The sequence below is a fragment of the Mixta hanseatica genome (genome assembly GCF_023517775.1).
Taxonomy (GTDB): domain Bacteria; phylum Pseudomonadota; class Gammaproteobacteria; order Enterobacterales; family Enterobacteriaceae; genus Mixta; species Mixta hanseatica.
The window spans coordinates 1,387,048-1,399,594 of record NZ_CP082904.1 but is presented as its reverse complement, the minus strand read 5'-3'; the positions used below and the strand labels follow the sequence as shown (position 1 = coordinate 1,399,594).

Genomic DNA, 12,547 nt, shown 5'->3' with positions numbered 1-12,547 from the left:
AGCGCCTCACAGGAACATCAGGAAATAGAGCAAAAATATATTCACGATTAACAGTAGCACGCCGGTGGGCGTCTGCGCCTTAATCACCGCGTTACGGTCCGGCAGCTCCAACAGCGCCGCCGGCACGATATTAAAATTCGCCGCCATCGGCGTCATTAGCGTGCCGCAATAGCCGGAAAACATCCCGATGGCCGCCATTACCGCCGGATTGCCATCATGCTGCAGCACCAGCACAGGAATACCGATACCGGCGGTAACAATCGGGAAGGCCGCAAAGGCGTTGCCCATAATCATGGTCAGCAGCGCCATACCGATAACAAACACCGCCACGGCAATAAAGCGATTATCTACCGCCAGGTACTGCTCGGTAAGGTGAGCGATCGCGCTGCCGACGCCCGCAGTGGTAAACAGCAGGCCCAGCGTGGCGAGGATCTGCGGCAGAATAAAGGCCCAGCCAATAGAATCCAGCAGGCGACGCGTCTCTTGAAGCGACTGCGCCGGGCGCTCGCGGCTGATTTTCAGCGCCACCAGCCAGCCGACCAGGCAGCCAACGGTCATGGAAAACAGCGTAATCAGCGTGGAGTGGTTGCCTGCGCCAAAAACACCCTGTTGCAGGCCGGGAATATGGTTAAATGCCAACACCCCCGCCACCGTCACCAGCGGAATAGCCAGCGCCGGTAAGAACAGGCGGTTGCCAAGGCGGCTGGCGCTCTGTTCACGCTGCTCTTCGCTGCGCTGGTGATAGCGCCCCAGTTTGACTCCGCCAAGACCGGCGATTAACCCCATCACCACCACCAACGCGCCGATAACAATGTGCAGGTTGCGTGCGCCGCTCTCCGCCGAGCCGGTGAACTGTGTCACCAACTGATAAGCCCAGTCGCCGATCAGAAACATCACACCATACAGCCCCCAGAACAAGCCGGTGGTAAACCGGCGCGGGTTAGCCTTATCGCGCCAGGACATCAGCGCAACCACCAGCAAAATCAGGCCGGCCAGATAAAACAGATACTGTTGCTGAAACATTAACGGCCTCCTTTTTGCTGTAACGCCGCCTGATTCAGCGCGCTCAGCTCCGCCGCCAGCTTTTTATCCAGCCGGCGCAGGCGCAGAGAGTGAATGATAAAGGCGCTAACGGCGGTGGGGATCCCCCACAGCGCAATATGCAGCGGCTCGGTCTGGATGCCGCCCGACTCCAGCATAAAGTTGTGCATGAAAATAATCGCGCCAAAGGCGACAAAGATATCTTCGCCAAAAAATAGCCCAACGTTGTCCGTCGCGGCTGACATGGCGCGCAGACGATAGCGCACCTCCGCAGGCAGATCGCCATAACGGTTTTCCGATGCGCCTTCCGCCATCGGCGCCAGCAGCGGGCGCACCATCTGTGGATGGCCGCCCAGGCTGGTCAACCCCAGCGCCGCCGTCGCTTCACGCACCAGCAAATAGATAATTAACAGACGGCCCGTGGTGGCGGTTTTAATGGTGGCGATCCACGCCTGGGCGCGCTCTTTTAGCCCATGACGTTCCAGCAAACCGATAACCGCCAGCGGCAGTAGCAAAATAAACGGCAGGTTGCGGGTATTGAGGAATCCTGACCCCAGCTTTTCCAGAATATCTGCCAGCGGCATATGAGCGGCGACGCCAGTGATAAACCCCGCCATGATCACCACCAGCACCGGGTTAAAACGCAGTAAAAAACCGACGACAATGGCTGCGATACCCAATAAGGGCCACAGATTCACCAAAGATTGCATAATTTCTCCTGGTAAAAACCCCGACCCAGGTCGGGGTAAGCGGTCAGACTTCGCTGCTAACAAGAATATGCTGCGTGGCAAACGCCTCGCGCAGACGACGGGCAAAAGCCAGAGCATGCGGGCCGTCACCGTGCAGGCAGACGGTTTGCGCATGCAGCGCCACCCCCTCGCCGGTCACGCTTTCGACTTTGCCCTGCTGCACCATGCCCAGCGTACGGGAAATAGCCAGCTCTTCTTCTTCAATCATCGCGCCTGGCTGACTGCGCGGCACCAGCGAGCCATCCGCCTGATAGCCGCGATCGGCAAATACCTCTTCGCGGGTGCGCAGCCCGTGATGCTGCGCCGCCCGAATGGATTCGCTGCCCGCCAGCCCCACCAGCAGCAGGCTGGCATCCACCGCCTTTACCGCCCGGGCGATCGCATCCGCCAGTTGCGCATCGCGCGCCGCCTGGTTATACAACATGCCGTGCGGCTTAACGTGGGTGAGCTTTCCGCCTTCGCTCTCCGCCAGGGCTTTCAGCGCGCCGATTTGATACAGCACCTGGGCATATACCGTTTCCGGCGGCAGTTGCATGGCGCTGCGGCCAAAATTTTCCCGATCGGGAAAGGAGGGATGCGCGCCAATCGCCACGCCAAATTCCAGCGCCCAGCGCACCGACTGCAGCATGGTTTGCGCGTCGCCCGCATGAAATCCGCAGGCGATATTGGCCGAGCTGACTAACTGCAACAGCTCACGATCGTGGCCGCAGCCTTCGCCTAAATCCGCATTTAAATCAATTTTCATCTTTCAGCCCCCACGCCATACGCTCGATAACCTGTTGTTGCTGTTGCCGCGCCTGGAGCGCCTCTTCCAGCGTACAGTGAATAAAGTGGATCGGCTCGCCCAAACGGATCTGCGCCAGATGGTAAAGATCCGCCTCGATCACGCAGGCGATGCGCGGATAGCCGCCGGTGGTTTGCGCATCGGCCATCAGCACAATCGGCTGACCGTTATGGGGAACCTGGATTACGCCGGGCAACAGGCCATGCGAAAGCAGCTCACGGTTGCCATTGCGCGCCAGCGGCCGCCCCTGCAGACGGTAGCCCATGCGGTTGCTCTGCGGATCGAGCCGCCAGGAAACCCGCCAGAACGCCTCCTGCGACTCTTTGCTGAATTCGTGATATTCCGGCCCCGGCAGCGCACGCAGGCGGTTGCCCCATAATAGCTGCCGCACGCCGGCGGTTTTACTGAACGACCGCGTGGGCGCAGCCAACGGCAATCGATCGCCATCCTGCAGGCGCCGCCCCTGCCAGCCGCCGAATTCCGCCTTGATGTCGGTACTGCAGGAGCCAAGCACCGGCGCGACATCAAAGCCGCCGTTAATCGCCAGGTAGCTGCGCATGCCGCGTACCGGCATCGCCAGCGTCAGGCGCTGGCCTTTTTTTACCGGCAGACGCCAGCCGGTCCAGACCGGACGCCCATCTAAATCGGCGTTGCAGCCTGCGCCGGTCAGCGCAAACCAGCCATCGCGATAAAACTCCGCACAGAACTGGCCCAGCGTAATCTCCAGCACCGCCTGGTCCTGCGGATTGCCCACCAGCAGATTTGCGGTGCGCATCGCCGGCTCATCCAGTACGCCGCCGCTGCTGATGCCAAGCTGGCGCCAACCGCCCCGGCCGCCGTCCTGTAACGTAGTATTCATCCCGGCGCGGATAATTTTCAGCATACGCCCTCCTTCTGCGGTACAAAACGGACGCGATCGCCCGGACGCAACAGCGTTGGCGGCTGATGTTGAGGATTAAATAAGGGTAGCGCGGTGCGCCCTAACAGCTGCCAGCCGCCAGGCGACGCCAGAGGATAGATACCGGTCTGACTGCCGCCGATGCCTACCGATCCCGCCGGTACCAGCACGCGTGGCTCATCGCGGCGCGGCGCATGCAGGCGGCTGTCTAACCCGCCCAGGTAAGGGAACCCCGGCTGAAAGCCGATGAAATAGACCACGTATTCAGCGGCGGAGTGCGCCTCAACCACCTGCTGCGGCGTCATTTGGCAGTGGTGCGCCACTACCTGCAAATCGGGCCCGGCCTCGCCGCCATAGATGACCGGGATAGCCACGTCGTGCGATTCAGGCAACGCGGCTTCGCTCTCTTCCCACCAGGTTTGCAGACGTTCAATCGCATCCAGCGCCTGGTGCTGCGGGTCGCGCAGGATCACGGTGAGATTGTTCATTCCTGGGATCGCTTCCAGCACCTGCGGATAGTCGCGCAGGCGCTCGGTTAATCCCCAAATTCGCTGTTGGCTGAACAGCGAAACAGGCGGTTCCAGCTCAAGCACGACCGCGCGTTCCCCCAACAGGTAACAACGTGCCCTTTGCAAAACTTACCTCCTGTTATCACTAAGTTGCTCAATCTTATTCATTTTGAACAGATAGTTATGCTGAGATGAAGCAAGCGTGTCAACCGCTTTACACCTGGCGATGTCACGAAAATGACGACGGAGCGGCCGTCGTCATCGTTCAGAAGGGAAAACGTCAGAGAAACAGGAGGGAGATCAGGCCGGGTTATCGATATCGATGAAAGTGACATCCAACTGATGATGCGCCGCCAGCCATTCGCCTAACGCCCGGATACCGCCGCGCTCGGTGGCATGGTGACCGGCGGCAAAAAAGTGCAGTCCGTTCTCTCTGGCGCTGTGAATCGTCTGTTCGGAGACTTCGCCGGTAATAAACGCATCCACGCCAAAGTCTGCGGCGCTGTCGATAAAGCTCTGCCCGCCGCCGCTGCACCAGGCGATGCGGCGAATCTGCTGCGGTGCGTTATCGCCGCAGTGCAACGGCTGACGTCCTAATACGCGGGCAATACGCTGCGCCAGCTGCTCGCCGCTCAGGCTTTCGTTGAGTTCGCCCCAGGGCACCAGCGGCTGCACTTCACCCTGTACGGTAATCTCCAGCGCCTGCGCCAGCTGCGCGTTATTGCCTAAGTGCGGATGGGCGTCCAGCGGCAGGTGCCAGCCATAGAGGTTAATATCGTTCGCCAGCAGCGTGCGTAGACGACGACGCTTCATGCCTTTAATCACCGGCGCTTCATTTTTCCAGAAGTAGCCGTGATGCACCATGACCGCATCCGCCTGTAAACGCACCGCCTCATCCAATAGCGCCTGGCTGGCCGTTACGCCGGTGATGATTTTTCGCACCTCATCGCGCCCTTCAACCTGTAACCCATTGGGCGCATAGTCGTTAAAGGCCGCGCTGTTCAGCTGTTGGTTAACGATTTGCTCCAGTTCAAAATTGTTCATTCACCTACTCCGGGGGCATAACATGAGACGCATTGCGCGCCGCTTCAAAGATAGCTAAGGTTTTTTGTCTTGCCGCCTTATGTTCCACGATCGGCGCCGGATAATCGAGCCGCTGATTATTTTTCTTTGCCCAGCCGTGCGGATCGTGGATGGCGCTATCGGGCACGTTAGCCAACTCCGGCAGCCAGCGGCGAATAAACTGGCCCTGCTTATCAAAGCGCTCGCCCTGAGTCGTGGGATTAAAAATACGAAACCAGGGTGCCGCATCGGTCCCGGTTGAGGCAGTCCACTGCCAGCCGCCGTTATTCGCTGCCAGATCGCCATCGATAAGCTGCGACATAAAATAGCGTTCGCCCCGCTGCCAGTTGATTTGCAAATCCTTAACCAGAAAGCTGGCGCTAATCATGCGCAGCCGGTTATGCATCCAGCCGGTACGGTTCATCTGGCGCATCGCCGCATCCACGATCGGATAGCCGGTTTTTCCCTGTTGCCAGGCGGCGAAATGGTCTGGGTTATCCTGCCAGGCCACTTTTTTCGTCCAGGGCATAAACGGCTGGTTTTTACACAGCGCCGGAAAGGCCACCAGCAAATGGCGATAAAAATCTCGCCAGATTAATTCGTTCAACCAGACGCTGGCACGCCCTTCCTCCAGAGCTTGCGGCTGCTCGCGCAGTAAGCGATGCAGGCACTGCCGCGGCGACAGGGTGCCGGTCGCCAGGCAGACGGATAATCTACTGGTGCCGTCCAGCGCCGGCAGATCGCGCTGTTCAGGATAGTCCAGCACCGGCTGACGACAGAAAGCGCGCAAACGTTGCAGCGCTGCGGCCTCTCCCGGCGGAAACTGCTGGTGATCAAAGGCGGCGCGGGGATAATCAAAGGGCGCTAAAGCGGGCAACGTTTCAGGCAGCGCCGTCGCGCGCGCGGCCGGCGCGGGCAGGCATTCTGGCAACGCGGCGCGCAACCGTTGCAGGTAAGCTTTACTGAAGGGCGTAAACACCTTATACATTTTTTGGCTGCCGGTCTGGACGCTGCCCGGCGGCAGCAGCACGCTATCATCAAATCCCTGTACCCTAATGCCCTGCTGCATCAGTTGGCGTCCCGCCGCCGCATCCCGTTCGCGCTCGTTAAATTCATACTGATAGTTGTAAAACAGCGCATCGACCTGATGTTCAGCGCAAAACGATGCCAGATAATCTACCGACGCGCTAAAGTCGGCGCACTGGTAATAGTGCATAACGATGCCTTTTGCCGCCAGCGCCTGTTGCACAAGCTGCAGGCTGTGCCAAATATAATCGGCCTGGCGTGGCGACATATCATGTTGATGCCACTGCTGCGGGGTAGCGATAAATAGCGCGATGACTTCTGCCTCGCGCTGACGGCAGGCGGCCCACAATGCGCTGTTATCGTTGATGCGCAGATCGTTGCGCAGCCAGACCAAATGGGTGGCCATAACCTCTCCTGTGTTACAACTCAACGACCGTAGCGCAGGCGTAACGCTTCTGGATAGGGCTCAAAGTAGCGCTGCTGCGACAGCCATTCATGCGGGTATTCTTTCATATAGTGTTTGATCAGGGTGATCGGCGCCAGCAGCGGCTGCAAGCCCTGGCGGTAGCGATCGATCAGCGATGCCAGCTCCTGACGTTGCGACGAGGTGAGTTGTTTACGGAAGTAGCCCTGTACATGCATCAAAACGTTAGTATGATTGCGGCGCGTGGCGGGATGCTTCATCAGTTTCATCAGTCGATTGCGGTATTCAGTGGCGTACGCCTCCAGCGAGGAATAGTCATTCATTGCCGCGACAAACGGCCCCAGCTCGCGATATTCCGGCTGTGAATGCGCCAGCAGTAGCAGCTTATAACGCGTATGAAATGACATTAGCTTGTGCGCCGTCACGCCTTCGCGCCAGAGCTGGTTAAACTCATGCAGCGCATAAACGCGGCCAACAAAATTTTCCCGCAGCGTGTCGTCATGCAGGCGCCCGTCCTCTTCCATCGGCAGCCAGGGCATCTCTTGCTGTAGCGCCTGAGCAAAAATCCCCACGCCCTCCTTGCGATTATTGTTGCTGTCGGGCTCATAGATACGTACCCGCTCCATGCCGCAGCTGGGGGATTTAGCACACAGAATATAGCCGCACAGATGATGCAGCCCGGCGACTTTCTGCCGGGCAAAGTCGCGCATCTGCCCGGTGATCTCTTCACCACCGGTTTTGCTGAAGCAAAGTGAGACGTCATCCTGGTTTTTAACCAGGCGCAGGGCCGGGCGCGGCGTAGGCAAGCCGATCGCCATTTCCGGGCAGATCGGCTCATAGCGTACATAGGGGGCCAGCGCGTCAGCAGCAAAAGCCAGCCGTTTATGCCCGCCATCAAAACGCACGCTGTCGCCCAATAAACAGGCGCTGATTCCTACCGGGATCTTCTCACTCATACTTGTACAACCTCAAACTTCTTGTATAAGTTTAAGTGTAGCTGAAGCTGCTGACGGACGCACCGAAAATCCCGTCATGCTGTGGCGCAACGCAAAAAAATCCCGCCTGAGAGGCGGGAGAGGTCGTGCTGAGCCGGGCATCAGGAAAAAAGCAGCCTAGTAGATATCCCCGCCAACGGCTTCGGCCTGCGCCAGCCAAACGGGTTTACTGCTGGTTTTGCTCCAGACGCGGTGCAGATAGCTGTAAAAACGCGCCCGATCGCTACGTAACAGCATAACCGGTAGTGCCAGCAGGCCGATGATAACCACGGCGGTGCGCCGCAGAATAATTTTATGCAGAGGATAACTGGCGTAGATCATCGGAGCCTCCCGGAAAAGTAACCAGCAATAAATCGTTCATTAGTTAATCATCATACGCTGCACTGTGTAATTTTACTACTCATCCGACCACTAAACTGACGAAAAAAAGCGCAGCTTCTGATTATTTATGTAATTAGGTTACATTGGTGTTAACGTCAGGTGACTACTTTGTGCCAGCCCAATGGGATTTCAACGCAAAGCACAGCGGGTTTTGCTAAAGTGCGCTTTTCGTCATGGTTGTGTAGCGCCAGGGAGTCAACGTTTTGACCAGCGTACTGATTGTTGAAGATGAAAAAGAGATCCGTCGCTTCCTGCGCGTGGCGCTGGAAAGCGAAGCGTTACGCGTTTATGACAGCGATACATTACAGCGTGGGCTAATCGAGGCGGCTACCCGTAAGCCCGATTTAGTTATCCTTGATCTGGGCCTGCCGGATGGCGATGGCATCGAATTTATTCGTGATTTCCGCCAGTGGAGCAGCGTACCGGTTATTGTGCTTTCCGCGCGTAGCGAAGAGCAGGATAAAATCATCGCCCTGGATGCCGGCGCAGATGATTTTCTGACTAAGCCGTTCGGCGTAGGCGAACTATTGGCGCGCGTGCGCGTTGCGCTGCGCCGTCAGGCAGGACAACAGACGCCGAATGCGCGGGTGCAGTTTGGCCAGATTCAGGTGGATTTGGCCGCGCATCATATTGTGCGTAATGGTGAAACGCTGCATCTGACGCCTACCGAGTTTCGTTTGCTGGCGCTGCTGCTGAATAATCCAGGCAAGGTGATGACGCAGCGACAGCTGCTAAACCACGTCTGGGGACCAAATGCGGTAGAGCACAGCCACTATTTGCGCATTTATATGGGACATCTACGGCAAAAGCTGGAACAGGACCCGGCCCGGCCCGCGCATCTGCTTACCGAAACCGGGATCGGCTACCGTTTTATGCCGTAACAGTGGCAAGCGCCCATAAAAAAAGGCGCTGAATCTCAGCGCCTTGTTCGTATCGATTAGCCTCAGGCGTTTTTCAGCACGGCACTGACAATCTCTACGGCTTCTTTTTCGATTTTTTCGCGATGTTCGGCGCCGAGGAAGCTTTCACAATAAATTTTGTAAGCATCTTCCGTACCGGACGGACGCGCGGCAAACCAGCCGTTTTCCGTCATCACTTTCAGACCACCAATCGAGGCCCCATTGCCCGGCGCGCTGGTTAGACGCGCCGTAATCGGATCGCCAGCCAGCGTGGACGCGCTGACCATTTCCGGCGACAGTTTCGATAGCGCGGCTTTCTGCGCGGAAGTGGCTGACGCCTGCAAACGGTTATAGCTTGGCGCGCCGAAACGCGCTGCCAGTTCGTCATAGTGCTGCTGCGGGTTTTTACCGGTTACCGCGGTGATTTCCGCCGCCAGCAGGCAGAGGATGATCCCGTCTTTATCGGTAGACCACGGCGTACCGTCGAAGCGCAGGAAAGACGCCCCGGCGCTCTCTTCGCCGCCAAAGCCAAAGCTGCCGTCGAACAGACCATCTACAAACCATTTGAAGCCCACTGGCACTTCCACCAGTTTGCGGCCGATATCATTAACCACGCGGTCAATCATGGCGCTGGAGACCAGGGTTTTACCCACGGCGACCTCTTTGCCCCACTGCGGACGATGCTGGAACAGGTAATTGATCGCCACCGCCAGATAGTGGTTCGGGTTCATCAGGCCTGCCGGCGTCACAATGCCATGACGGTCGTAGTCAGGGTCGTTGCCGAAAGCCAGATCGAACTTATCGCGCAGCGCCAGCAGGCCAGCCATCGCACACTCTGATGAGCAGTCCATGCGCACCACGCCATCTTTATCCAGATGCATGAAGCGGAAGGTCTGATCGATAGCGTCGTTAACGATGGTTAAATCCAGCTGATAATGCTCAGCGATACGTTTCCAGTATTCCATACCGGAGCCGCCCAGCGGATCAACGCCGATTTTCAGGCCCGCTTTTTTAATCGCGTCCATATCCACTACCTGCGCCAGACCTTCAATATAAGGCTGGATCAGATCTTTTTCCTGAATATGGCCGCTGGCCCACGCCTGCTCCAGAGGCAGGCGTTTAACCTCTTGCAGATCGTTTTGAATCAGCTGGTTAGCGCGATCTTCCACCACTTTGGTGACGTTCGTGTCAGCCGGGCCGCCGTTTGGCGGATTGTATTTAATCCCACCATCTTCCGGCGGATTATGGGAAGGCGTAATTACGATGCCGTCAGCTTGGGTGCCGCCCGCTTTGTTATGCTCAAGGATTGCGTTGGAGATGGCCGGCGTCGGCGTATAGCCGTTATCCTGCTGCACAATCACATCCACGCCGTTAGCCGCTAACACTTCCAGCACGGAAATGATCGCCGGCTCGGACAGCGCGTGCGTATCTTTACCCACGTAGCAAGGGCCAGTAATCCCATTCTTTTTACGTTCTTCAGCAATGGCCTGGGCGATAGCCAGAATATGGGTTTCATTGAAACTCTGACGCGCGGCGCTGCCGCGATGCCCTGAGGTGCCAAATTTCACCGCATGTTCCGCATTCCCTTTTTCTGGCTGCAGAACGTAATACTGGGATGTTAATTGTGCAACGTTAATCAAATCGCTCTGCTGGGCTGGCTGCCCGGCACGGGGGTGATTGGCCATTGGCGCTTCTCCCTGACGCTTCAGTTAAATGGTGCCGCAAACCTTATCTGACAGCTCCGGAGGGAACTGCATAGCCAGCATGATGTGCTCCACCATGCTGCATTTGCGGCCTGTGTTAGTGTTGGTGATCACCCAATACGGCGTACCGGGAACATGCTTCGGCTTGGTATGGGTGCCATGCTGCAACAGTGTTTGTTCATCGCCGGCAAAGTAAACGCGCGTGCGTCCCTGCAGCGATGCAGTGGCCTCGGCAAACGCGTCGGGATCAAGACGATAAAGCGTCGATAAAATCAACATGAAGCGATTTACCGCTTTATTCTGCTCGGCGTACTCATCAGAGAGTAGCAGCTCACGCACCGCCCGCACGCGATCTTGCGCGCGCGTGGTGGGCTTGCTGGCTTCATTTTCCTGACGCACGCTAACGGCAGGCGCCGGGGTCGCAGCGGCGACCGGCGCGCTCTGACCCGCGGTAAATTTCAACATCCGGCGTAAAATGTCGGAGGCGCTTTCACCAATGTGCTGCGTGTGGCTGGCAATATAGCGATAGAGTTCTTCGTCGACTTCAATCGTTTTCATCTTTATCCGTACGGTAATTGCTTGTGGCAGAACCAGCCGCAGCGCGTAGTAGCAAATTTCAGCTGTACAATCTGTGCGCTGGTTCTAACATAAGGATTATAAAGTTAAATCCTGCGGGTCGGTAGCGACGTTGGCGCTTGCAGGCAAAAGTCAGAATATGCCGCAAAGCCACCCGGCAAACAACCACTCACCAGCAGGCAGTCTATAAACCATGATAACCTATGCTTTCCTTTCAACTGTAAGAACTTTGCCATGAATTTGAATACTCGCCTGCAAACTGAACAGTCCGATCCCAACGCCCTTCCCATCCTGCTTATTCATGGCCTGTTCGGCAGCCTGGATAATTTAGGCGTGCTGGCGCGCGGCTTAAAAGCGGATCGCCCGTTGATTCAGGTGGATGTGCGCAATCATGGCCTGTCGCCGCGCAGCGACGAGATGTCTTATCGGGCGATGGCGCAGGATATGCTGGATACGCTGGATGCGCACGGCATAGATAAATTAGCGGTAATCGGCCACTCCATGGGCGGAAAAATCGCCATGACCATGACGGCGCTGGCGCCCGAGCGCATCGAACAGCTGGTGCTGGTAGATATCGCCCCGGTTGATTATCGCACCCGACGTCACGATGAAATTTTTGCCGCCGTGAATGCCGTCACCGCCGCACAGGTGCAGCTGCGCAGCGAAGCCGCCAGCGTGATGCGCGAGATTCTTGCTGAAGAAGGGGTGATTCAGTTTCTGCTGAAATCTTTTCATGAGGGCGCATGGCGTTTTAACGTCCCGGCGCTGTGGGACAACTACACTGCCATCTCCGGCTGGGAAGAGGTGCCTGCCTGGCGTGGGCCGGCGCTGTTTATTCGCGGCGAACTGTCACCCTATCTTGATGATATTCATCGTAATGCTTTGCTGGCGCAGTTTCCCGCAGCGCGTGCGCATGTGATTGCCGGCGCCGGGCACTGGGTTCATGCTGAAAAACCGGATGCGGTGCTACGGGCCGTGCGGCGTTTTTTAGCACTGTAAAAGCAATATGTTAACGGGTCGACAAAGATTGTTCTCGCTCTTACGTCAGGGTATGATGGCGCGCTAAAATTTTGCCGCCGAAAAACTGGCGGCAAACCGGCCCAAAACGTCACCATGCGCGGCGCAAACGCGCAGCCCATTCAGTATCACGATTCTATGGCAAAAGAACAAACGGACCGGACCACGCTCGATCTCTTCGCAGATGAACGTCGCCCGGGACGCCCGAAAACCAGTCCGCTGTCGCGTGATGAACAACTTCGTATCAACAAGCGCAACCAGCTGAAGCGTGACAAAGTCCGCGGGTTACGGCGCGTTGAACTGAAGATGAACAGTGAGGCCGTCGATGCGCTTAACGCAATGGCGGCCGAACGTGGCGTCAGCCGCAGCGAGCTGATCGAAGAGATGATTCTCGCCCAGTTGCAGGCGCTTTGAACGGCTGGCAGAAGCGCACTAAGAAACAAATGCAGCGGCTTTACGAGTTCCGCCTCCTGACGGTCTCTG

Annotated in this window: 14 protein-coding genes; 3 read left to right on the top strand and 11 right to left on the bottom strand. The window is 57.3% G+C overall.

The annotated features are described in order from the left end of the window. Positions 1–6: 6 nt before the first annotated feature. The 9 genes from K6958_RS06795 to K6958_RS06755 form a co-directional block, all read right to left on the bottom strand. Positions 7–1,023, bottom strand: coding sequence for a DUF979 domain-containing protein (locus tag K6958_RS06795; RefSeq protein WP_249893934.1), 1,017 nt, complete (start codon positions 1,021–1,023; stop codon positions 7–9). After that, positions 1,023–1,751: a DUF969 domain-containing protein gene (locus tag K6958_RS06790; RefSeq protein ID WP_249893933.1), complete on the bottom strand. Its 729-nt coding sequence runs from the start codon at positions 1,749–1,751 to the stop codon at positions 1,023–1,025. The genes K6958_RS06795 and K6958_RS06790 overlap by 1 nt, the downstream gene beginning before the upstream one ends. A gap of 43 nt (positions 1,752–1,794) precedes the next feature. Then, entirely contained in the window at positions 1,795–2,535 is a 741-nt protein-coding gene (gene pxpA / locus K6958_RS06785; RefSeq protein WP_249893932.1) for a 5-oxoprolinase subunit PxpA, read from the bottom strand. Further along, positions 2,525–3,457: a 5-oxoprolinase subunit PxpC gene (gene pxpC / locus K6958_RS06780; RefSeq protein WP_249893931.1), complete on the bottom strand. Its 933-nt coding sequence runs from the start codon at positions 3,455–3,457 to the stop codon at positions 2,525–2,527. Before pxpC ends, pxpA begins: the two co-directional genes overlap by 11 nt. Continuing rightward, positions 3,451–4,107, bottom strand: a complete 657-nt coding sequence (gene pxpB, locus K6958_RS06775; protein WP_249893930.1) for a 5-oxoprolinase subunit PxpB — start codon at positions 4,105–4,107, stop codon at positions 3,451–3,453. The genes pxpC and pxpB overlap by 7 nt, the downstream gene beginning before the upstream one ends. A gap of 174 nt (positions 4,108–4,281) precedes the next feature. Next, a complete protein-coding gene (locus tag K6958_RS06770) occupies positions 4,282–5,025 on the bottom strand; it encodes a type 2 GTP cyclohydrolase I (RefSeq protein ID WP_249893929.1) in 744 nt (247 codons plus the stop codon). A gap of 4 nt (positions 5,026–5,029) precedes the next feature. Continuing rightward, complete coding sequence (gene phrB, locus K6958_RS06765) at positions 5,030–6,475, bottom strand: deoxyribodipyrimidine photo-lyase (protein WP_249893928.1); 1,446 nt, start codon at positions 6,473–6,475, stop codon at positions 5,030–5,032. Between the two features lie 20 nt (positions 6,476–6,495). After that, complete coding sequence (locus K6958_RS06760; protein WP_249893927.1) at positions 6,496–7,449, bottom strand: YbgA family protein; 954 nt, start codon at positions 7,447–7,449, stop codon at positions 6,496–6,498. A gap of 156 nt (positions 7,450–7,605) precedes the next feature. After that, the gene (locus K6958_RS06755) at positions 7,606–7,809 is read right to left on the bottom strand and encodes a YbfA family protein (RefSeq protein WP_249893926.1); all 204 of its coding nucleotides are present in this window, start codon (positions 7,807–7,809) and stop codon (positions 7,606–7,608) included. Between the two features lie 263 nt (positions 7,810–8,072). Between K6958_RS06755 and kdpE the strand changes: the two genes are divergently transcribed. Then, on the top strand, positions 8,073–8,750 hold the full coding sequence (kdpE, locus tag K6958_RS06750) for a two-component system response regulator KdpE (protein WP_249893925.1): 678 nt from the start codon (positions 8,073–8,075) through the stop codon (positions 8,748–8,750). A gap of 62 nt (positions 8,751–8,812) precedes the next feature. On the opposite strand, the gene pgm is transcribed toward kdpE, so the two are convergent. Both pgm and seqA read right to left on the bottom strand, forming a co-directional pair. Then, positions 8,813–10,453 (bottom strand): phosphoglucomutase (alpha-D-glucose-1,6-bisphosphate-dependent), encoded by a 1,641-nt coding sequence (gene pgm / locus K6958_RS06745; protein ID WP_249893924.1) that lies wholly within the window; start codon positions 10,451–10,453, stop codon positions 8,813–8,815. A gap of 24 nt (positions 10,454–10,477) precedes the next feature. Continuing rightward, positions 10,478–11,029, bottom strand: a complete 552-nt coding sequence (gene seqA / locus K6958_RS06740) for a replication initiation negative regulator SeqA (protein WP_249893923.1) — start codon at positions 11,027–11,029, stop codon at positions 10,478–10,480. A gap of 252 nt (positions 11,030–11,281) precedes the next feature. On the opposite strand from seqA, the gene ybfF reads away from it, so the two are divergent. Both ybfF and ybfE read left to right on the top strand, forming a co-directional pair. Next, positions 11,282–12,046 carry an esterase gene (ybfF, locus tag K6958_RS06735; RefSeq protein WP_249893922.1) on the top strand — a complete coding sequence of 255 codons (765 nt, stop codon included), beginning with the start codon at positions 11,282–11,284 and terminating at the stop codon, positions 12,044–12,046. A gap of 156 nt (positions 12,047–12,202) precedes the next feature. Further along, positions 12,203–12,478: a LexA regulated protein gene (gene ybfE / locus K6958_RS06730; protein WP_085072204.1), complete on the top strand. Its 276-nt coding sequence runs from the start codon at positions 12,203–12,205 to the stop codon at positions 12,476–12,478. The last annotated feature ends 69 nt before the right edge of the window (positions 12,479–12,547 follow it).